The 21,942-nt window shown below is 48.3% G+C and carries 21 protein-coding genes and 2 pseudogenes; 20 read left to right on the top strand and 3 right to left on the bottom strand.

The features are described from left to right. The first annotated feature begins 87 nt into the window (after window positions 1-87). The 11 genes from CWM47_RS30370 (at window position 88) to CWM47_RS30420 (ending at window position 11,369) form a co-directional block, all read left to right on the top strand. Window positions 88-1,182 carry a DUF4440 domain-containing protein gene (locus tag CWM47_RS30370; protein WP_157816091.1) on the top strand — a complete coding sequence of 365 codons (1,095 nt, stop codon included), beginning with the start codon at window positions 88-90 and terminating at the stop codon, window positions 1,180-1,182. A 94-nt stretch (window positions 1,183-1,276) separates the two neighbouring features. Continuing rightward, a complete protein-coding gene (locus tag CWM47_RS30375) occupies window positions 1,277-1,789 on the top strand; it encodes a YybH family protein (protein WP_100992327.1) in 513 nt (170 codons plus the stop codon). 114 nt (window positions 1,790-1,903) lie between these two features. Further along, window positions 1,904-2,887: a dioxygenase family protein gene (locus CWM47_RS30380; protein WP_100992328.1), complete on the top strand. Its 984-nt coding sequence runs from the start codon at window positions 1,904-1,906 to the stop codon at window positions 2,885-2,887. Between the two features lie 15 nt (window positions 2,888-2,902). Next, on the top strand, window positions 2,903-3,394 hold the full coding sequence (locus CWM47_RS30385) for a nuclear transport factor 2 family protein (RefSeq protein ID WP_100992329.1): 492 nt from the start codon (window positions 2,903-2,905) through the stop codon (window positions 3,392-3,394). Between the two features lie 152 nt (window positions 3,395-3,546). Then, on the top strand, window positions 3,547-4,041 hold the full coding sequence (locus tag CWM47_RS30390; protein ID WP_100992330.1) for a RidA family protein: 495 nt from the start codon (window positions 3,547-3,549) through the stop codon (window positions 4,039-4,041). 108 nt (window positions 4,042-4,149) lie between these two features. Beyond that, window positions 4,150-5,394, top strand: coding sequence for a DUF1624 domain-containing protein (locus CWM47_RS30395; RefSeq protein ID WP_100992331.1), 1,245 nt, complete (start codon window positions 4,150-4,152; stop codon window positions 5,392-5,394). Between the two features lie 117 nt (window positions 5,395-5,511). Further along, window positions 5,512-6,228, top strand: coding sequence for a GNAT family N-acetyltransferase (locus CWM47_RS30400; protein ID WP_240625530.1), 717 nt, complete (start codon window positions 5,512-5,514; stop codon window positions 6,226-6,228). A 30-nt stretch (window positions 6,229-6,258) separates the two neighbouring features. Then, complete coding sequence (locus CWM47_RS30405; RefSeq protein WP_100992332.1) at window positions 6,259-6,819, top strand: cupin domain-containing protein; 561 nt, start codon at window positions 6,259-6,261, stop codon at window positions 6,817-6,819. 320 nt (window positions 6,820-7,139) lie between these two features. Further along, window positions 7,140-7,553 carry a hypothetical protein gene (locus CWM47_RS30410; RefSeq protein WP_100992333.1) on the top strand — a complete coding sequence of 138 codons (414 nt, stop codon included), beginning with the start codon at window positions 7,140-7,142 and terminating at the stop codon, window positions 7,551-7,553. Between the two features lie 9 nt (window positions 7,554-7,562). Next, window positions 7,563-8,075: a YybH family protein gene (locus tag CWM47_RS30415; RefSeq protein WP_100992334.1), complete on the top strand. Its 513-nt coding sequence runs from the start codon at window positions 7,563-7,565 to the stop codon at window positions 8,073-8,075. 72 nt (window positions 8,076-8,147) lie between these two features. Beyond that, window positions 8,148-11,369, top strand: coding sequence for a histidine kinase dimerization/phosphoacceptor domain -containing protein (locus CWM47_RS30420; protein WP_394341957.1), 3,222 nt, complete (start codon window positions 8,148-8,150; stop codon window positions 11,367-11,369). Window positions 11,370-11,769: 400 nt separating this feature from the next. Here CWM47_RS30420 and CWM47_RS38375 read toward each other — a convergent pair whose 3' ends face one another. Beyond that, window positions 11,770-11,913: a hypothetical protein gene (locus CWM47_RS38375; RefSeq protein WP_157816092.1), complete on the bottom strand. Its 144-nt coding sequence runs from the start codon at window positions 11,911-11,913 to the stop codon at window positions 11,770-11,772. A 135-nt stretch (window positions 11,914-12,048) separates the two neighbouring features. Between CWM47_RS38375 and CWM47_RS40405 the strand changes: the two genes are divergently transcribed. The 8 genes and pseudogenes from CWM47_RS40405 to CWM47_RS30445 all read left to right on the top strand — a co-directional run bounded on the left by CWM47_RS40405 (window position 12,049) and on the right by CWM47_RS30445 (window position 16,726). Continuing rightward, a complete protein-coding gene (locus tag CWM47_RS40405; protein ID WP_394342028.1) occupies window positions 12,049-12,210 on the top strand; it encodes a helix-turn-helix domain-containing protein in 162 nt (53 codons plus the stop codon). A 177-nt stretch (window positions 12,211-12,387) separates the two neighbouring features. After that, the gene (locus CWM47_RS38380) at window positions 12,388-12,612 is read left to right on the top strand and encodes a hypothetical protein (protein WP_157816093.1); all 225 of its coding nucleotides are present in this window, start codon (window positions 12,388-12,390) and stop codon (window positions 12,610-12,612) included. Between the two features lie 155 nt (window positions 12,613-12,767). Continuing rightward, window positions 12,768-12,917: pseudogene (locus CWM47_RS40410) on the top strand (transposase); the annotation flags it as partial. A 458-nt stretch (window positions 12,918-13,375) separates the two neighbouring features. Then, window positions 13,376-13,534 carry a hypothetical protein gene (locus tag CWM47_RS38975; RefSeq protein ID WP_206170556.1) on the top strand — a complete coding sequence of 53 codons (159 nt, stop codon included), beginning with the start codon at window positions 13,376-13,378 and terminating at the stop codon, window positions 13,532-13,534. Window positions 13,535-13,622: 88 nt separating this feature from the next. Beyond that, the gene (locus tag CWM47_RS40415; RefSeq protein WP_394342029.1) at window positions 13,623-13,727 is read left to right on the top strand and encodes a hypothetical protein; all 105 of its coding nucleotides are present in this window, start codon (window positions 13,623-13,625) and stop codon (window positions 13,725-13,727) included. Window positions 13,728-14,331: 604 nt separating this feature from the next. Further along, window positions 14,332-14,958 carry a carbonic anhydrase gene (locus CWM47_RS30435; RefSeq protein WP_100992336.1) on the top strand — a complete coding sequence of 209 codons (627 nt, stop codon included), beginning with the start codon at window positions 14,332-14,334 and terminating at the stop codon, window positions 14,956-14,958. A gap of 477 nt (window positions 14,959-15,435) precedes the next feature. Beyond that, a pseudogene (locus CWM47_RS30440) lies at window positions 15,436-15,631 on the top strand (IS3 family transposase); the annotation flags it as partial. A gap of 354 nt (window positions 15,632-15,985) precedes the next feature. Continuing rightward, window positions 15,986-16,726 (top strand): nuclear transport factor 2 family protein, encoded by a 741-nt coding sequence (locus CWM47_RS30445; RefSeq protein ID WP_100994130.1) that lies wholly within the window; start codon window positions 15,986-15,988, stop codon window positions 16,724-16,726. 306 nt (window positions 16,727-17,032) lie between these two features. Here CWM47_RS30445 and fucP read toward each other — a convergent pair whose 3' ends face one another. Together fucP and CWM47_RS30455 are read right to left on the bottom strand one after the other, a co-directional pair. Next, window positions 17,033-18,277 carry an L-fucose:H+ symporter permease gene (fucP, locus tag CWM47_RS30450; RefSeq protein WP_100992338.1) on the bottom strand — a complete coding sequence of 415 codons (1,245 nt, stop codon included), beginning with the start codon at window positions 18,275-18,277 and terminating at the stop codon, window positions 17,033-17,035. Window positions 18,278-18,425: 148 nt separating this feature from the next. Then, on the bottom strand, window positions 18,426-20,168 hold the full coding sequence (locus CWM47_RS30455; RefSeq protein WP_100992339.1) for a M14 family metallopeptidase: 1,743 nt from the start codon (window positions 20,166-20,168) through the stop codon (window positions 18,426-18,428). A gap of 166 nt (window positions 20,169-20,334) precedes the next feature. Between CWM47_RS30455 and CWM47_RS30460 the strand changes: the two genes are divergently transcribed. Continuing rightward, entirely contained in the window at window positions 20,335-21,927 is a 1,593-nt protein-coding gene (locus tag CWM47_RS30460; RefSeq protein ID WP_100992340.1) for a serine hydrolase domain-containing protein, read from the top strand. Window positions 21,928-21,942 lie beyond the last annotated feature (15 nt).

A 21,942-nucleotide genomic window follows, 5' to 3' on the forward strand; every position in this document is an offset into this window, starting at 1 on the left:
ATCGTCGGTATAAGGGGCAGATCGAAGGGTTGCCCTGCATACGAATTGGCCCTGTTGAACAAAACCAATATTCAAACCAAATCTCTTATGAAACTCAGCCATTTACTCATGATCGTCGCCCTGCTGTTGGGCAATTTCTCGCTTCACGCCCAGTCCCTGAACCCAGAGGCCGTGGCCTTCGTGAAAACCTACCAGGATGCCTACAACAAAGGCGACCGCACCACCCTGATGACCCTGTTCAGCGATAGCGTTGGCCGGGTCAACCGCGACGGCAGTGTTAAAATGCTGCCCAAATCGTACTGGAACGACGATTACGTTCGCGATTTCGGCGAAACGGTAGGTACCTATCAGGACTTCACCGTGAAAAGCACCAGAGCCCTGCCCGGTGGGAAAATGGCTATCGCCAGTACGTTCACGGGCTACGATTTTGACCGAAAAACAAACGCCAAAGTACAGCCCGCACCGGGTTCGATGGACCTGATTATTGGTAAGGAAGGCGGTCAATGGAAAATACAGCAGGAAAAGCTGCTATTGGGTATTTCGAGCCTCGCCGATGAGATGACCGAGGTGGTAAAGAAATTTCAGGATGCCTACAACCGCGAAGACCTCACCACGCTCAAAACCCTGATGACCAGCGGCATCGTCAGGACCGCACCCGATGGCACGACCAAAACCGGACTCGATACCGAGGTTGCCGGTCTGACCAAAGCCTTTGCCGATTCGGATGTGAATACGGTTATCAGCATCTCGAACGGCATACCGCAGTTTGATGGCAGCGTCATCCTGACGGGCATCTTTCGTCAGACTGGCCGTACAACCAAAGGCCAGTCCATTCACTACGACGGAGCCTACAGCAACCGGGTGGTCAAGGAAAACGGGCAGTGGAAACTCAGCGAGATAAAGACGATGCCCGTCGTTAAAACCATCACCTACCACAAGGTAGCCGACTATGCCGCCTGGAAGAAGGGGTTCAACACCTTCGCCAACGAACGGCGGTTTGCGGGCGAACTGAGCGCCGAAGTCAGTACGTTGCAGGACGACCCCAACATGGTATGCATCATTGCCGAGTGGGCCTCGGCTGAAGCGGCTCAGGCTTTTTTTGCCCGCCCTGACCTGGCCGCCACCATGCAGAAAGATGGCGTTCAGGGCAAGCCAACCGTCATGGTTCTGAGCAAAAAATAAGTTGCGGCCTTTCCGTCTGTGTACATATCTGCCGGGTGGCGCGGGTTGCCCGGCGGGTCACAAGTTCAAATCAATTCAAATCTCTCTATCACCAATGAAAACCAATCTATTTACCCTGATTCTGGCCGTTGTTGCCCTTACGTCTGTCTGCGTTACCGGTTGCAACGCCCCCGCTAAAAAAGAGGAAGCTGCGACTGAACAGGCAGCTGCTAAACCCGACATGGCCGCGCTGAAAGCAGAGATTCAGGCCATTGAAACCCAATGGGCCAAGGCGACAACTGCAAAGGATATCGCTACGGTCATGTCGTTCTATGCGGATGATGCCGTGGAAATGAATGACGATGAACCGATGGTGGTTGGTAAAGCCGCCATTCAACAGTCATTGCTTAAAAGTATGGAAGCGCGCAAGGCAGGCACTACCGTTTCCTTTGAGACGATGGACGTGTACGGCGATGGCAACGTAGTGACCGAAGTCGGAAAGACGACGACCACCGATGCGGCTGGCAAGATTGTGAGCACCGGCAAATACGTGGGCATTTTTGAAAAGCGCGACGGAAAATTCATCTGCATCCGCGATATCAACAACGAGGATCAGAAGGGTAAGTGAGAAGCGCCAGACTATTAAAACTCCTGACAAACAGATAGTTAATCATGGGACTGGTCCAAGGAAACCGGCCCTGCCCGGTCAGCTCAACGACATTGAAACGGTTTAATCACAACTATGGACAATCAACCAAACATCCCCCGTCGAAGCTGGCTCCGCTTAAGCGTTGGCCTTGCTGCCGGCACGGTCGGCACGGCGTTTACGCTCACCGATGCCGACAAAGACCGTTGCGCTGTTACGCCCCGTCAGGAACTTGGGCCATTCCCAACCATGCAGTTCCGTTCGCAGGCCGACCATGACGTTGACCTCACGCAGCTAACCGGGCAGGCAGGCATCGCTACGGGTGAGGTCATCATCGTGAAAGGTAAAATACTCGACACCACTTGCCAGCCAATTGTCGGGGCTATTGTTGAGATTTGGCAGGCTAATCACCACGGCAAATACCGCCACGAGTATGGTGACTCCGGAAAGTCGGACCCCAACTTTCAGGGCTGGGCGCAGGCAGTTACCAATGCAAACGGAGAATACCAGTTCAAAACGATACTGCCGGGACTGTATGGTCATCGGGCGCGGCATATCCACTATAAAGTGGCCAAACGCGGCTACCACGAACTGGTTACGCAACTTTACTTCGATGGCGAGGAACGTAACAGGACCGACGAGATTCTGAACTCATTTACCCACGAAGAACAGATGCGGCTGACGGGTAAATTAGACAAAACTACCCCAACGCCAACCATCGAGTTTACGATCAACCTCGACAAGGTGCAGGTGGGCGCGTTGCCCGCGAAGGTCCTGACCGACTACACCGGCGAGTATGTATTGCAGGTGAAAGGCACAGACTACGAGCAGCTTCTCAATAAGTTTCTGGGCGGACCCTACGACAAGGTTACCATGCAGGTGGAGCAACAGGATGGTCTGCTTTATCTGACTACCACCAAGGCTCCTAAAGCCGAACTGTTCTGGAAAGCCAAAGATCAGTTCGATGCGGCTTCATTTTACGACACGGTACTGACGTTTGGCCGCAATGCCGCCGGGAAGGTAGTGTCAGCCACGTTTCGGGCGCGGGATGGACAAGAGTTGCATGGCACACGAGTGTAGAAAAACGCCCAAACCATGCTTACCCAGAAACCAATCCACTTTGTCTGGCTGGTCGGTACGTTCATTGGCTTGGCACTCGTACGTTGCAACGCGCCCGCTCCGTCCAGTGATACACACAGCCGTACCGACATGGTGGTCGCCAAAAAAATTATTCAGGACAAAACTAGCCGGTTCACCAACGCACACATCACCGGCGATACGGCCTTTCTGAATAACATCTTCACGACGGATGCCCGAATTTTTGCGCCTGGTTCGGCTGTGGTAACCGGGCGACGCTCGATTGAAGCCATCAACGCAGAATACGTCAGTTACGGTATCAGTGAGTTTCGCGAAGAGATAACGGCCCTGTACGGCAGCGGGGACTATCTGATTAGTGAAGGCCCGTATTTGATGCGCTACGGCAAAGACAACACCACCGAAAAAGGGAACTACCTGAACGTTTGGAAGCAAGAAAACGGCGACTGGAAACTCTACGCCAACATCTGGAACACAAGCGCGCCACAGTAAGGCGGATTTTTAACGTGAACCCCATGCGCAAAACAGAACAATGAAACCATAAACCTACCCGGTCCTGCTTGTTGCCTTTCTGCTTTTTTTAGGTAGCTGTAGAGCGGGTATAAACCAATAACCTCACAGCCTTTTCTCTATTCGATAGACCCATGAAAATCAACCAATTTATTCCTGCTTTTGCCGCCCTGATCCTGTTTACCGTCGGTTGCAATACCGCCCCCCAAAAAGCAGATGAGAAACCAGCGGCTCAATCCGATGCACCGGAGTATTTTATGTTACGGCCCGAAGTCGAAAAAGCGTATGGCTATTCCCATGCCGTTCGGATCGGCAATGAACTGAAAATATCGGGTGCGGTCAGTATGGACGAGAAAGGAAACCTGACGGCCAAAGGTGATCTGGGGCAACAAATGAAAAATTGCTACGCCGATCTGGACAAAATTCTGAAGCACTATGGCTACACCTGGGACGACGTTGTGGTGGAGAATATTCTGACCACGAACATGCCCGAATTTGTGGAACAGTCGGCTTACCGAAATACGATCTACAAAAAGCAGTTTCCGACCGGGTCGTGGTTTGGCGTAAAGGAATTAGCACTGCCCGGCCAGTTAATTGAGATTGAGTTAGAAGCCTATAAAGTGCGCTAATTCAATGAATCGGATTCAATGATGAGCCTCGTCATTTTTACAGATTTTTGCTTGAGGCTATCCCAAATCTCCCATGACACATAGACGAGTTTTAGCCGCTATACCGAAATGACCTTTCCGCTCCCTTATACATCGGCAACCGCAGGCTCTCTGAATCCAGCGCCTTCAGTACTCAAAAGCCGCATCGACTCCATCGACGTACTGCGGGGCCTGATTATGGTCATTATGGCGCTGGATCATACGCGCGATTTCTTTCACGCCCAGGCCAATACCAACGACCCGCTCAATCTCGATACCACCACGCCGGTCCTGTTCGCCACCCGCTGGATTACCCACTTCTGCGCCCCTACGTTTGCTTTGCTATCCGGTACGTCCATCTACCTGCAGGGTTTACGAAAATCGCGCAGCGAGTTGAGTCTGTTCCTGCTGAAACGGGGTCTATGGCTCATTGCAGCCGAGGTACTCCTGATTGTGCCAGTGGATACATTTACCCTGTTTAATACCATCACGCTGGTCGTTTTCTGGTCGCTGGGCATTAGCATGGTGTTTATGGCCGGGCTGACGTGGCTGCCGTTCCGAGTCATCCTGAGCATTGGGTTAGCGATCGTTTTAGGCCATAATCTGCTGGATGCAGTGGAACAGGCACCGGGATTTACGTCGGGTTTTTGGTGGGCGCTGTTTCATGGTGGCGGTCACCGTGTGTTTGAGTATGCGCCTGGTCGGGCCATTGTGGTACTGTACCCATTTCTTCCCTGGTTGGGGCTAATGATGCTGGGCTACTGCCTGGGCCGTTTGTTTGAGCCAGCGGGTGCCGCCAGGAAGCGTCAACGGTGGCTATTTTATCTCGGTGCCGGAGCCATTGGGTTATTTGTGGGGCTGCGTTTGCTGAATGAATACGGCGACCCCTTCCCATGGAGCGTCCAGAAAGACGGCCTCACCACGTTGTTCTCGTTCCTGAAGGTGCATAAATACCCACCATCGCTGCTGTATATGTGTATTACAGTAGGGCCGGGACTGCTGGGACTGGCGTTGCTGGAGAACGTACATAATCGCGTTATGGGCGTGCTGCGTACCTACGGACGAACGGCCTTTTTTTATTACACGCTCCATTTTTTTGTGCTGCATACCCTGCGCATGATTGTCTTTTTTGCCGCTGGCCACACCATGACAGAGGCCGATAAAGCGCTGCAAACCATACCGATGCGGTTTGTACTACCCGGCGAGGGAGGCTACAACCTTGGGGTGGTTTACCTCATCTGGATAGCGGTTGTCGCATCCTTGTATCCCCTGTGTCGCTGGTTTGACGACTACAAGACAACGCATAAAGAGCAGTGGTGGCTGAGCTATCTATGATCAATCAATTCGGAATGAAACACCTCATAGTTGAAGGCAGCAATCGGCGAGTTAGCGGCAAGGTTGCCACAGAAAGTAAACAATGAGGCTGTTTAAACTATCGTAAACCCTTGAATAATGAATGCTTTTTTTGTCATCCCGACCGGTCCGCCGGTGCGGCAGGAGGGATCTTCGGTAGGCGGCCTATATTTTCACTCCTACCGAAGATCCCTCCTGCCGCACCGGCGGACCGGTCGGGATGACAAAAAAGCTTCAAAACAAAAATTTAAACAGGTTCAATCAATACCTAGTCAGGCAATGAACACAAGTGAAAAAGTAAACACAAGAACTGTTGTCATTCCTGACGACGTAGAAGCCGTTAAAAAATTATGGTTCGACTATTTAGTTTGGGGTAACGACAAGATGCAGGAACTCTATGGCGTCCATCCTCATAACCCCGAAGAAGCTGTTGAACAGGACATCCAACAGATTGAGAAGTTTCAACCACCTTACGGACAGCTAATCCTTGCTATTTATGAAGGTAAAGTATGTGGGCTTGGAAGCCTAAAACGTATCAACTCCGATATCGGTGAAATAAAACGGATGTTCGTTGATCCAGCCAGTAGACGAATTGGGGCTGGACGAGCAATCCTTGACCGACTTTTACTTGAAGCGAAAAAAGTCGGTTATAAAAAAATTCGGCTCGACAGTCCGAAGTTTATGGAAGCCGCTCATAGCTTATATAGGAGTTTTGGATTTCGTGATATTGACGCGTATCCGGAAATGGAAATCTCCGCAGAATTTAAAGACTATCTGTTATTTATGGAATTGGATTTAACTGACGATACAAAATAAATCATATTTAAAAATGAAAATCGACTCAATATGCAAAGACGAAAATTAATTCAGTTGTTTGTTTCGATCGTACCGATTGCAACTATCACACCTTTTCTTACAAAGGCGCAAGGGAAACTCAAATTACTAAAAGGAGGATTTAAAGTAGAAGCTGATAAAGACCGATGGAATGAGAACACGATTTTTGGAAAGGAAAAAAATATGAAGTGTAAGGTTTCAGGTAAAGACACTAACAATACTTTATATGTTGTAGAGGAAAATGACCCCGTAGATGTTGGCCCACCTTTACATATTCATCCTAATCAAGATGAAGTGTTCTTTATTACAAAAGGAAATTACCTTGTAAAAATTGGGGATGATGTATTTAATCTTAAAAAAGGCGACACTGCGTTTGCACCAAGAAATATCCCTCATTGTTTTCTTACAATTGGCGAAGGTCCTCACCAAATGATTCTCACCTACCAACCTGCGGGTAAAATGGAAGAGTTTTTTTACAATAGAAAAAATCCAGCATATACGGACGGAAAAACTCTTGAGCAGCAATTTAAGGAACATGACATGGAAATTGTCGGCCCTAAACTCACTAAATAAAAACGTTGCTTGAATTCTCATTCCCAGTTTACATCACTTTTTTCTGAAGAACAATTAAATCAATACACCCATAAAAGTTTAGGTTATCTAAGCTTAGCTGAATTGGCTCAGGAAAATATTTATGTACTGCAAATGTGAATCTGCGTTGTCCTTTAAAAAAAAGAAGACGAGAGTTGGGAATTATTCAGAGACATTTTTTAAGTCAAACTTACCTGATTCAGCATCTAAATAAATAATCACCAAGTTGAGTAAAACAAATAAGCCCAGCCTATAATGCTGGGGAGTCGATTTTAAAACAGTCAAACCATCCAATCAAATTCATGAAACAACTACTGATTTCACTATCTGCACTTTGGCTACTGGTTAGCTTCGGCCTGTCGGCCTCTGCACAGGCTCAGCAAACGTCAACGCCCCAACTCAAAAGTATTCACCTTTTCGACATGCCAGCCGGTGTAACGGAGGCCCAGTTGTCGGCGTTAATTGGCGAGTTGAACACGATCATTACGCGTCTGGGGTACAGTAACGCCGGATACACATTTTACAAAGTAGAGGAAAAAGGAGCCGACAAATACGGCTACTACTTCGAGGGAAATTGGCCAAATGCCGAAGCGTACAAGAAAATTCACGACGACAAATCGTTTCAGGAAGCCGATAAAAAATTGGGTACAGTATACGAGAAAATAAAGGCCGTTGAACTCTATCGTCGCTTAGTGAGAGTGCCCCAAATCGTTTAAACCAAAACTATGAAAACCAATCCATTTACCCTGATCCTTGCCGTTGCTGCCATTACATCCGTCTGCGTTACCGGTTGCAACGCCCCCGCCCAAAAAGCAGACGCTACCACTGAGCAGGTAGCTGCTAAACCCGATATGGCCGTCATCAAAACGGAAATACAGGCCATCGAAACCGAATGGGCCAGCGCCACAACAGCCAAAGACATCGACAAAGTGATGGCACTCTACGCAGACGATGCCGTAGAAATGGCCGACGACGAACCCATGTGTGTGGGGAAGGCGGCTATCCGGCAGGTACTGCTCAAAAGTATGAAAGCGCGCAAGGCCGGAACTACGGTTAACTACGAGATGATGGACGTGTATGGCGATGACAACCTGGTGACCGAAGTCGGGAAGACAACGATTAAAGACACGGCGGGCAAGGTTGTGAGTACTGGCAAATACGTGGGTATTTTTGAAAAACGCGACGGAAAATTTATCTGCATCCGCGATATTAACAACGAGGATCAGAAAGACAAGTGAAGTAGCTTGGGCTAACAAAAGGTCAACATGAATGGATATGTCGTTTTTGGGTGGCTCCTTCTGCTATTGTGCTTGTCCGCGTCTGCCGGGCAGGCACAATCCACGGTGCTTTACTTCGACGAACCCCCCAAAGAGACGCTGGGCCGCAACCGGAATCAATTAACCATCAACCAGTTCTTTACCGACCGCGACGATTTTCTTTGGTTCGTCGGCGGCAGTGGCCTGAGCAGGTACGACGGCCATGAGATCGTAACGGTGCGCTCCAATCCGGCAGATTTGAACTCCCTCTCCTCGGCGCGTGTGGCGGATATGATTCAGGACGAGCGAGGCACGTTCTGGATAACCACCCGCGACGGGGGCCTTAATGCCTACAATCAGCAAACGGGCAACGTGACCCATTTTCAGTACCAGCCTACCAACAAAACCAGTTTATCGTCGGATAAGCTCCGATTTCTTCAACGCGATAAATCCGGTTATCTCTGGATTGGGAGCGATTATGGCATGAATCTGTTCGACCCCAAAACGGGCTGTACTATCCGTTTTTTGCCCAAACCAGGCGAGTTAGGGCAGTTGCAGGGCAATCCGCTGTCTCCTATTCTGGTTGAACCGACGGGCCAAGTCAGGCCGGGCTATGTTTACGTTTGCACAACGGCTGGGTTCGAGCAGTTTGATCAAACCAGTAACCGTTGGCGGTGCTTTCCGACTGTAACTAAAGCAGGTGTGCCCGTCATCAACGCTACTGATGGTCTCAATGTGACGAACGGCCTATGCAAAGATCGTCGGGGCCTGATCTGGATGGGTGTTCCGGGCCAAACCGGGCTGCGGGTTTTTAACCCCAAAACAGGGCAAATCAATTGGTTCGATAAGCGAACGGCCGATGGCAAATCCATTCAGTTTCCAAACGTGATTCTGGAAGATCGGGCAGGGCGGCTTTGGCTTTGTTGCGATAACGACATCTTCCGTATTTCAGCCGACCGAACCGTCGTGGAGCAATGCATACCCATAGCCATCAGCGATGGGGAACAACTCAAGGAATTTGTAACCCTCTACGAAGATAGACAGGGGTTAATCTGGCTGGAAAGGGCTAGCGACAAAAATCCACTTTTTTTCGACCCCCGTCAGGAACGCCACCCCAACATTCCACTGCCTAAATTGAGCAACTCCGCCGGTGCGGTACCGACCCGGCCTGGCGTGGCCCGGCCTGGATTGGCCCGACCCGTCACGGAATCCCTCATGCCCGACTCGGAAGGCTTCCTTTGGATCAGTACCGATCTGGGCCTGATTCGCTATAATCCGGTCCGGAATGAAATGAAGGTTGTCTTGAAACAACCCCTCACCTATTTCACCAGCCCGCTTCCAGGTGCGAACGGGACCAGCCACGATCCATATCTGCTGGTTGGTGCGGAGGCTGGCCTGTTCGTTTACAACAAAAAGACGGGTCGTCTCACACCCGTCCGTTTAGATAAGGCCGGGAGTAAGACGATCCCGAATGCCATCGCTTCGGTTATTGACGGGGATGGCGACCTCTGGATTTCAACCTGGGGGAAAGGACTTTTCCGTATTCCAAAAGGCAGCTTATCGGTCGAGACGGGGCTGGTGAGTAACTATGAACAGTGGAAAAATGACCCTACCAACGCCAATAGTTTACTCTCAAACACGCTCCAGAAAATTGCGGTCGATGCGCAGAACACGGTATGGGTGTGCGGAGCCGCTCACGGCCTTAGTCGGGTAAATAAACGAACCCGGCAAGTTCAGCGGTTTGTACTCCGGCAAGGCGACCCCTACGGACTGGCCAGCAACTACACCTTTGCGCCCCTGATTGATAAGCAGGGTGATGTATGGATAACAAGTGGGTATGCAGCGCCCCTACAGAAGCTGTCGGTCAAAACGGGGCGATTCAAAAAATATGGCATCGCCAACGGGTTTACGGATGATTATTTTGCCCACGCTACCCTCGACAAAACCGGCAAAATATGGTTCAACCAGAACCAGGTGGTCTCCTGTATCGACCCCATTACGGAGCGCGTAACCACGTTTCCGCAGTTTGTAGGCAACTCGGTTTATTCTACGCCCATTACAGCACTGGCTACTACCGGCGAGATTTATTTCGGTTGCCAGAACAACTTACGGCGGTTTGGGCCAAACGATACCATCCACAGCATCCCTAAAGCCTCCTCACCGCTGCGGTTGGTGGGTGTTTCCTGCTTCGACACCGACGGCACACAAACCATGCGGCCCATGCCCCCGGATCGCTGGCGAGCCAATGAGCTGACATTATCGCATCGGGAAAACACGGTAGAACTGAAATTTGCGCTGCTGGATTACCGCAACACCAGCAGTCGAGCCTATGCCTATTCCCTGATCGGACCGAATGACAAGCCACAATGGGTAAACATCGGCCTGAAAAATACCGTTGATTTTGCCCAGATGAAGCCGGGAACGTACCTATTCCACCTGAAAGCCCGTAATAGCGACGGAATTTGGACAAATCTAGCGCCCCTCCGCATACACATCAGCCCGCCCTGGTGGCAAACCCTCTGGGCCTATGCGGCTTATGCGCTACTGCTGCTACTCGGCTTCTGGTACTTATTGAAGGTCCGTCTGCGTGAGCAAGCCCGCGAACTGGCCCTACAGGAAGCCGTCGTCATTAAACAACAGCGCGACGAGATTGCGCAGAAAAACGCCCAGAACGAACTCCTGCTGAAAGAGATTCATCACCGGGTCAAGAATAACCTGGAAGTGGTGTCAAGCTTGCTGGCCTTGCAATCGGCAAAAGTTACTGACCCCAACGTACAGGAAGCCATACAGGCCAGTCAAAACCGGGTGCAGAGTATGGGCATCATTCACCAGAAACTGTACCAGGGCAAGCAGTTAGGGGCGATTGAGATGCGCGATTATTTTCTTAACCTCAGCGAAAGCATTCTCGATTCGTTCGATGCAGCCAGTCGCGTCACCATCCATTGTTCGATGCCCGAGCTCGTACTGGACATTGACACAGCGGTTTCCATAGGACTGATAACGAATGAGTTAATAACGAACTCGCTTAAATATGCCTTTATCGGCAGGGACAACGGCACCATTCGCATCAGCCTGACGCGGAGGGGCGACGATTCGTTGCTGTTAATGGTAGCCGACAATGGTATCGGTAAACAGCCTGTGGAAGCCGTCAATGAAACTGGCTTCGGCACCCAGTTGGTGGAACTGCTTACCCGCCAGCTCGATGGTATACTGACCTACGAAAACCAGAATGGGACGTTGGTCAAACTACGCTTCAACCGGCCAGCCATTGCTTAAGTCCAGTCAACATCAGAACCCTGTATTCGACCCTTTGCTTATCTGGCAAACAATTTTCGGCTTTCCATTGGGGTCACTTTTGTTCTACAATGAACCAGTTGATTACCGTACCATTTTTTTGAGATACCCACATTCTTACGAAATGTTCCATCATCGCAAAATTGATTTTCGAAAAACCCGGGCATATCGCCTGGCGACCGGTGCCGTGGCATGGGTATCGCATTGGATCACCCGATTGTGCAGCACCTTCTCCAGTACATAGCCTGACTCGCGCTCGGCCGCATTGTTTACGACGGTATAGATCAGTTAGCCAGCTTCGTCCAGGCCCCAGTACACTAAAACGCCTTCACCTTTGCTATGCCTGCTACCCGGTCTTTTCTCAGGTATTGAGCTTCATAAACTAACCACCTGAGTTAATGATGCGAAGGCCAAGTGCCAACAACACCCACAAATAAGGGAGCGTAAGGGTCCGATAATCGGCTATAACCCGCACCCAAAGCGTCCAAAGAATATGCGGCACAATGGCCAGAAGCACCAAATCCACGCGGGAGTACTAATTAGAGTAGAGAGTCATTAAAATCTTGTAATTATAGAGATTGACCGGACTTGGCTAAATTAGACACATAAAAAGTACAACTTTATAGCACAGGTAGATGAACCCGCTCGACCACAGGCTTTCATCAATAATCGGCTCGTCTATAGCGACGATTTTAAAGCCCTTTCCCTCAAGCTCATTCAACAAGGCCACTCGGTTAAAGAAGTTGCTACACTAACCGGGGTCAGTCAGCCTACCTTATACGAGTGGCTGGCCAACTGGAATAAAAAAAAGAGGCTGGCCTAACCAAACAGCCGGGACAGCATGGGGGAGCCACTTATCGACTCACCATTAGCTAACTAGAACAACTCCGCAAGTGCTGGCCAAGCAAGACTTTTGGACACTTGACAAGATCGAGGCTCTTAATCCCACCACTTGGGACATCACAACTCCACAAGTGGCCTTTATCAGCTTCTGAAACGGATGAATCTGTACAACTACAAACCCCAACCCCGCGAATATCGCCAATCCCCTTCCGCCGAAAAACAGTTGAGCACCACCCTACAGGGCACCCTAGACGCATTGTCCTTGCGGCAAGAATCACTGACAAACTTTGCCATCGGCTTTGCCCCCAGCGTCATCACAATCGTACCAGGCACTGGAGCCTCTTTAAAGAGAAGCTTCGCCCGCTCAACACCACCCGCCTGAGTCAGTCAACTTTTGGTTTTTATGTCTTGCAAGGCCAAAACCTAGTCGAATTTATGGCCAATGGGAAAGCCCTTACCATCCAAACCCTCCTATGATCAGTATGCGCGTCTAATCCGACGGCCCAGCGCATTGTGTTGATTTAGGACAATGTCTGCTCCCATCTGGACAAGTCGGTTCAGGCCTTAGCCTGGCAAGTGGGCATTTATTTGGTGGCTTTGCCGCCTTATTCGCCGAATCTGAAACCCATTGAGCGTATTTGGAAAACGATTCCCTATGAGTTGTCGCAAGTAGGTCTGCTTAATTAAGTGGATACGCTACGTCATCACATTCAAGTACTTTTTGAGCGTCACAGCCAAAGTCGTTCGTTATCAGGTTAACTAAATTCATTTGTAGGCTATTGATGCTTACGTAGTTGTCTGGTATTGGTAACAGCTCCAAGATGTCGGGCCTGTTTTTGTAATAGCCCTAATCCTCTGTCAATCGATTCAGTTAAAATAAAAACCTGACCAACTCAAACTTATCAGATCCGCCCCTTTACAGCAGGTACCATCGAGTTGCGCAGAAAAAAAAGGTTAGGCTAATCAAACCCAATAATAATGGCTTCTTTTTTTTTACACTTCTAGATGATATCGCCCTCTTATTGGATGATGTGGCCACCGTTAACAAAGTAGCTACCCGCAAAACGGCTGCTATATTAGGGATGACCTAGCCGTGAACACCGAAAAGGACACGGGGTTCCTAGCAGAACGAGAATTGCCGATCTATGGTCAATTACGAAGGGCTCACTGCTCAACAACCGTTCATTGTTTCGATAGCCCACCTGCTGAATGCGTTTCTATCCATTGCTGTTACAACAATTTTGCTGGTAGGGGATTGTTCTCTGGCCTATCAGGGCGCGAGAAAACACTTGATTACTTCGTAAAGCGAAAAAAACAAACCGGCCAGTAAGCTATGCGCTTCGTCATAAGAAGCCAGCGGTAGACGCTGAAAAAGCTAAAATAAGCTCCGCTATTTCGACTGATTTTATCCTTTCGGTGGAAATTGTCATCATTGCCCTGAAGACGGTAGCTCAAAAACCCTATCTAATAAAGCAACAGCAGTGGTTGACTTGCTAGCAACGGTTGGTGTGTATGGCTTGGTGGAGTTGCTGGTGCGCATAAATGATGCAGGCTCTAGGTTAATAAACCGGTCGAGTACTAAGGGGATTTTCTACAAGCTGAGCCAGAAGTTAGTAAGAGAGCTATAGATTAGCATCAGGCTGTTAAATTTGGTGGGACAGTGGCTCTCTCGCTGGAAGCTGGTGGAATCTTTGTTCATAACATTCCTTACTGCATATTTGGTCTGCTGAACTTCCAGCTACTGTAACAGAATTTGGGGTTGGCTCACTTGTCTGCTTGGCAATTGTTGGCCCTTTATCCTTTATGAAGATACATAGTAATCCAATCTAGCTGATTTTGGGATTATACTCTTGGGAATGAACATTCAGTAAATATTAAAAGATGGTTATTTAGGTTGTGCCCATTCTCTTTTTGCTTAGTCATTACATCTGCAAGCGAAGTATTTGACTACCTTGGTTTATAACCATTGAGTACTCTTTAGCTAGTAATAGGGTCAGCATTCGTGAACGATATTACCTTTGCCCTGATTAAACAGAAAGCGCATTGGTCAGTTCATAGGAGAGTGCTAGGATAAATCAGAAGTTAATTTGAAACAAGGACGATGGATATTAACGGAATTTTCAAGAACAATCAAGATTGGGTTCAAAAGAAGCTCAGTGTGGAACCTAATTACTTCAGTGAGCTCTCTAAAGGGCAAACGCCAGATATTCTCTATATAGGATGTTCAGATAGCCGTGTTACAGCCGAAGAACTGATGGGCGTATCACCAGGCGAAGTGTTTGTGCTTAGAAATATCGCGAATATGGTGCCCAATACTGATCTCAGTGTTATGTCCGTGATTAACTACGCTGTCTTACAGCTTAAAGTGAATCACATCGTAGTTTGTGGTCATTATTTTTGTGGTGGTGTTCAGGCGGCCATGAAATCAGAAGATTTGGGCATATTGAATCCGTGGTTGAGAAATATTCGGGATGTATACCGAATGCATAAAGATGAATTAAATAATATTGAAGACCAGGAATTACGCTATAAAAGATTAGTAGAGCTTAATGTAGAAGAACAATGCATCAATGTTCTTAAAACGGCAGAGGTGCAAAAAGCCCGCCGGGACCGGAATCTTACTGTTCACGGTTGGGTTTTTGATGTCCATTCCGGAAAATTGATCGACCTCAAAATCAACTTCATAAAACTGCTAGAAAACATAAAAGAGATTTATCGTCTCGATTAGAAAAAATTTAGACGAACAATTGAAAAGCCTAAGAACACTTGGTTTGTTGATACCAGATTATAGCGGTAAACAGAGTCGAAAAGGCTGAAGCACTCAGTTGGTACGGTTGCCTGATTGGACTTACTTCATTTAACTGGACATTAAGTTAAGCGCGATTTAACTTAGTGTATCATGAAAAGTAAAAGACAGTACGACTGCACATGCGTCCCTGCAGGAGTTCAAAAAAATTGCAGTCGAGCTATCAGTAATTAAAGGCTCCTTAAAAAAGACTGCTATTGAATTAGGAATTAGGCCCAAATTCTTACCCGGTGGCGACGCGAACAAGTAACCTCCCCAGGCACCAATACTAGTGGGAAAGCCCAACTGAGTCAAGACAAACAGGAGATCCAACGGCTAAAAAAAAGAACTAAAACTGGCTGAATTAGATCGGATCGATTTCAATGATTCAAGCAACAACGGGGATAAAAATCGGTCCGATGGGACAATGCGGTCGCGGAAAGTTTTTTCAAAACGTTGAAAAATGAACTGGTTTACCAACAGAACTTTACCACGGTCGAAATGACTAAACAGGCTCTGTTTGAATACATTGAAGTGTGGTATAATGGCATAGGCCACCCTGCGTCAACGGAGGCATTCGGCGCATGGCTACCTTTCACCCCCGTTAATACAGTAAAAGGCAAATTCAACATGTTGCTTAAGTTTTTGTCCAGTATTTTGTAGCAAGTCCAAATCGAACTTCTAAAGAAACGGCTACCTTTACGCTACGAATCGCCTAATCACATACCGCTAACCTAGTCCGAAGCCTCCCGCCACATCAGGCAGGACGCTTTTTGCTGTACTGCCCATATTTGCGCAGCAGCAAGTCCACGTCTAAATCATAACGGACTCAGGCCAATTTCTCCAATAGTCAATTTTCTTTCTTATGAAATTTCATGATTTCATCATGGGTCTCCTATGCATAGGAAGCACCCTGACATTGTCATGCTCCCAAAGGATGTCCAACCAGACATCCAAACAAACAAATATCATGCAATTAGAAACACACAATAAATCACTCATACGGGATTTCTATCGGCGGGCGGTCAATCAAGGCGATATTGCCTTTGCCGAACAACTCATTGCTGACGACTACATTCAACACAGCAACGCGATGAAACCCGGCAAAGCAGGTATCATTGAAGCGCTTACATTTATGAAACAGATGCCAAAACCGGCCTCTGCTTCAACACCTTACTTTCGGCTTATTGCCGAAAGCGATTTTGTTGTGACCAATCTAAGTTTTGATTGGGAAGGCAGGCAAAAAGTAGTAGTGGATTTGTTTCGGTTTGACAATGGGAAAGTGGCCGAGCATTGGGACGCCGTTCAGGATCAGCCCGAAACCAGCTTAAACGGCCATGCGATGATGGATGGCCCGCTGCCAATTGTAGATGCTGACTTGACCGTTACCAATAAGAAAATTACAATCGAGTTTTTTCAGCAGATTTTTATAGGTCGACAACTTGACGCATTGCCTCAATTTGTTGCGACTGACCTTGTCCAGCATCAGCCCGAAATTGCCAATGGGATCAACGGCTTACAGGCTTTTTTAAGCCAGAATGCCAGCGCTATTTCCCGCTCTGTTGTTCACAGAATCATAGCTGAAGGTGATTTTGTCGTGATTCAGTTCGAGGGGACAGTTGCGCAAAAGGCAACGATGTTTTATGACATTTTTCGGCTAAGGCAGGGCCTTATCGTAGAGCACTGGAGCGTGAATCAACTGATCCATTAATTAGGTATGGATGATGCATAGCGTCAGGCTCTAGCCAACGTAGCCCGCATCGAGTGTTTACAAAAAAGAGGATTAACCACAGAGGCACAAAGGCCACAGAGAAGAAAGTTCTCTGTGGCCTTTGTGCCTCTGTGGTTAATCCTCTTTTTTGTAAACACTCGATGGCGCAAGGCTCTGGCCTTGTGTCTGGTATTCCCCGGCCTCTGGCCGGTAAGTTATGATTACTTGATATACCGGCCAGAGGCCGGAGAATACGAGACACAAGGCCAGAGCCTTGCGCCATCCATCATACACACTAACGATTAGCTACTTCACTTTATAAAACTTTGCGCCGAAGAGGAAGATAACCGAATAGCAAATGATAGGCAGATAATACGCTGACGCAATATCCTTTTCGGCAACCATACCCATTAAAAATGGAAAGATAGCTCCACCCACTACGCCCATCGAAATAAACGAAGACGCTTGCTGTGTGTGTGAGCCGAGATTTTTCAGTCCCAGACTAAAAATTGTTGGGAACATGATACTGAAAAAGAAATTGAGCATCAGCAATGCAATGAAAGAAGGCCAGCCAAAACTTTGCGCAATGATGAGACACATCACAATATTACAGACAGCAAAAATAGCCAGCAACGAATGGGGAGCAATCACGCGCATCAGGAATGTACCCACAAAACGCCCGGCCAGCATCAGGCCCATAAACAGCACCATATAATTGCCCGCCGTAGCATCGGAGAAGCCCATTTTCTCGTGACCAAAATTGATAAAGAATGCCCAGGTCCCCGCCTGAGCGGCCACATTGAAAAACTGAGCGATGACAGCCCAGACAAAATGCTTATGCTGAAACAGGGTTTTACCCGGCTCTACGTCAACGTTTGCCGCATCGGGATCGGCTACAACCACGTGTGGGTCTGTTAAGACAGGTACTTTTACGAATGAGAACAGGATAGCAATCGTCGCTATGACACTGCCGATAACAATGTATAAGGTCTTCACTGAGGTCAAATCGGTACTCCCCTCGCTGTTATTCCGCAACAGAAAATAAGACCCAACAGCAGGTCCGATAATAGCGCCTAACGCATTGAACGCTTGTGCAAAATTGATCCGTTGATCGCTGGTACGCTGGTCGCCAAGGGCAGCTACAAATGGGTGAGCAACCGTTTCGAGTGTCGAAATTCCACAGCCTAATATGAATAGAGCGATTCCGAAAAAAGTAAACGATGCAGCCGCTGCGGCTGGAACAAATAAAAACGAGCCAATAGCAAAAAGCGAAAGACCCAGTAATACGCCGTTTTTATACCCAAACCGCTTCATGAACAAACCTGCCGGGATACCCATGACAAAATAGGCGCCAAAAATAGCAAACTGAACAAAGGCCGATTGGGTCTTGGTGAGGCTCAATACGTGTTGAAAGTGCTTGTTCAATACATCGCCCATAGTGATGGCGACACCCCAAAACATGAACAGAGAGGTAACAAAGATGAGGGTAATCAGGTATTTATTTTCGGTAAAAGCGGCTTTAGACTGGCCAGCGATAGGGGTTGCCTGCATGATTTAGAAATAGTGTTACTGTTTTCGTAATGGCGCACGCTTGTCCTTTGGTTGATTATCACGCACGCATACGGTGATAAAGTGTTTTCAACGACCAAATTACCGCTTTCGGGGTTAATTCGGTCGTTTTAACTCAATGAAGTCGGTGTTAGTTGAGTCGGTAAACGGGATAGCGATTGTGCGTTTTCTCGTAATAAGGCGTTTGTCGGTAAATGAAATCGAGTTGGGCATCTGCATTTTCGGCAAAGGCTTTATCAGTAGCCCGTTTTTCTTCCAGTTGCTTTTTTAAAGCCGGGTTGTTTTTCACCAATTCGGCGGCTGTATCTTCAAAGATGTAGTCGGAAAAATATTCTTTCTGGTCGAGAACGCTATCGAAGAAATTCCAGGCGAAAAAGGAGTCAACACCCTGCGGCTCCAGTGTCTCGACAATGTACCGATTGACTGCCTGATTTGTCTGAATCAGGAAATCACCTTTGTAAAATTGAATACGCTGCGGCTCTGTTTTTACCTTTACGCCCGTATGGATGAAGTGCCCCTCGTAGGGTCGTTGTGCACTTTTATACTCGGTAATGTAATAAGCCGACACCCCCATTAAAGTATCTTTCGGTAACGTTTGCAGCGTCACACCATTCCGTTTCAGTTCGCCAATCACCTCCTGCCAGGCTTGCGGAATAATATAACTACGTGGCTTATCGACCTGCATGTCAATCGAGAAGGTGTTCCAGTAGGGCACGCGTTTGGTAAACGGCTTTGCGCGATCGTAATACAGCCGTTTAAGCCCCGAAACGTCGCTCGGTTTATACCCCGCAGCGTATCCCAGAAAGGTGACCGAATCCGTTTTGGTCCGGTCAAGTTTCGTACTTAACGTGAAGGTTTCCTGCTGGCGAACAGCTTCATTTGCCCGTTGCTGGTTCGTTAAAATCGTTTGGGCATCGCGCTCACACAACCGCATAACGGCTTCGTCGAAGGCATACGATGCCTTGACCCGGGCGGGATAGGGCTTCCACATATGCGTTTCCAGTGTAAAGCCGAAACAGTTGAACAGCGCGGCATATCCCGTTGAATAGCGGGGGGTATCATTATAGCCAATCAGACCACTTTCGGGTGTATCGCCCGCATGATTAATATAGGGAGCCGGTGGAAATCCTTTAGCAGTCAGCATCTTATCCAACTCCGGCTGGAAACTCCTGGTCATATAGCCTGACACCACAGGCTGAAGTTTATCTTTCTGTGTAGCAAAATAGGTCAGTACGTGCTGGTAATCAGCCCCATCGCTGGTGTGGTTGTCAATAAAAACCTGCGGTTTCAGCGATTGAAACATGGTCTGAAACGCTTTCGTATTTTCGGCTTCGGCCTTAATAAAATCGCGGTTGAGGTTCAGGTTACGCGCATTGCCCCGAAACCCGTAGGATTCCGGCCCGTTCTGGTTTACCCGCGACACCCCCCGGTTCAGGGAACCCCCTACATTATAAACCGGCACTAGGGCAATCAAAACGTTTTTGGGTAATTTATTCGCTTTCAGCAGGTCACGCGCCAGCATCATGCACGCATCAATTCCCTCGGGCTCACCGGGATGTATGCCGTTGTTAATTAATAACGTAATGCGATTCGGGCGGGCAGTAAACTGTTTATCGGACGCCAATAGAAACAGATGCAACGGCTTACCAATATCGGTTTTCCCAATCTCAACCAGTTTGGCCTGCTCATATTGCCGATCCAACTGTTGGTACCAACTGATAATTTGCGAATATGTAGCCGTCTGATTCGTATCCCGTTCGTAGGGAGTCAAGTCCGACGGTTTAGGCTGGCCGAAAACTGCTACCGGTATAAGCCAGCTTATAGACAAGCTTAAACGGGCAAGTCGAAAAAGTAAAAAGGAGCGTTTGGTCATAAATACGATAAGATGGGCATAAGCCAATATATATTGACTTGCGAATATAAGTCAACCTCATTATTTAAGCCGTTAGCAATAGTAATTCTATTCGGGCATCCTCTTTTGCGTTTACCACGTTGAAACCATAAACTGTCATTCTGTCTTTAACTCCTTCCTACAATAAATGAACCTCAACCGCAGAGATTTCCTTAGGCAGCTTGGCTTCGGTGCCGCTGGCCTGGTCATTGCCACTTCTCTACCCGAAACGGCCTGGGCACTGCCCACAAAATCAGGCAAATTACCCCGCAGTTTACCCGAAGCACAGGGTGTTGCGCCGGGAGGCCTATTGGATTTTGTCAATACCATTGAATCCAAAAAGCTGAACGTACATAGTGTGATGGTGATGAAACACGGGCAGGTTGTTGCCGAAGGCTGGTGGGCACCCTATGCACCCAATCTTAAACATACGCTCTATTCGCTTAGCAAGAGTTTTACCTCCTCAGCGGTGGGTATGGCAGTAGCCGAAAAACGGTTGACTGTTGAAGACAAAGTCGTTTCGTTTTTCCCGAAAGACCTTCCCGCCACCGTCAGTGAGAATCTGGCCGCCATGCGCGTGAAGGATTTACTCACCATGTCGACAGGGCATGACAAGGACACAACGCCTGCGCTGCGTGAAGGCGGGAACAGCAACTGGATCAAAGCTTTCCTGGCTCAACCCGTTGACCATAAACCGGGAACATTTTTTGTCTATAACAGTGGGGCTACATACATGCTCTCGGCCATTGTGCAAAAACTTACGGGTATGCCCGTTGTCGAGTACCTGAAACCTCGCCTATTCGGGCCACTGGGTATTGAGGGTGAAGACTGGGAAGTTGACCCAAATGGTATTAATACAGGGGGCTGGGGTCTTCGCCTACGCACCGAAGATATTGCCAAATTCGGGCAGCTTTACCTACAAAAAGGCATGTGGAATGGCAAACGGTTACTCGCTGAAAACTGGATTGCCAATGCAACCCGCAAGGAAGTAGACTCTAAAGGCGGCAAAGGCGATGCCACCGTAAATGACTGGATTCAGGGGTACGGCTACCAGTTCTGGCGGTGCCGGCACGATGCCTTCCGGGGCGACGGTGCGTTTGGACAATATTGTATTGTGCTTCCTAAAGAGGATGCGGTCGTAGCGATTACCTCCGAGACAAGTGATATGCAGGGCATTCTGAATGCGGTTTGGGACCATATTTTACCCGCCCTTCAGGGAACAGGTCTACCCTCCGATAAAATTAAACAGGCGGCACTAACCCAAAAACTGACTACACTAACGTTGACACCAACCGTTTCGCAAACGTCGACATCAGTGGCGAGCCAGATCAGTGAGAAAACGTTTACCGTTGCCGATAATTCATTACATGTTAAAGCGGTCACGCTGACCTTCGGAAAAGACGGATGCATTTTTAAACTAACAGACGATCAGGGCGATCATCAGGTGTTATGCGGTGTTGGTCGCTGGCGCGAGGGCACGACTACATTTTCTGTCGCTCCCCTGTCTCTAACGCCAACGGTAGTGCCAGGTGGGCCCGTCCGAAAGGTGGCCGGAAGCGGAAGCTGGCAGGATGCCAATACGTTTGTTATGATTTGGCGGTTCATCGAAACCGCTCACTATGACACCGTTACCTGCCGATATGGTAAAGAGGGCGTGCAGGTCGAATTTCAGAGTAGTTTGAGTATTCTGAATAAAACCAAAGACAAACGGCCAGTATTAGACGGGAAAATGGTGGCTTGATTTTTTGTCATTCTG

This window comes from Spirosoma pollinicola, assembly GCF_002831565.1.
Taxonomy (GTDB): domain Bacteria; phylum Bacteroidota; class Bacteroidia; order Cytophagales; family Spirosomataceae; genus Spirosoma; species Spirosoma pollinicola.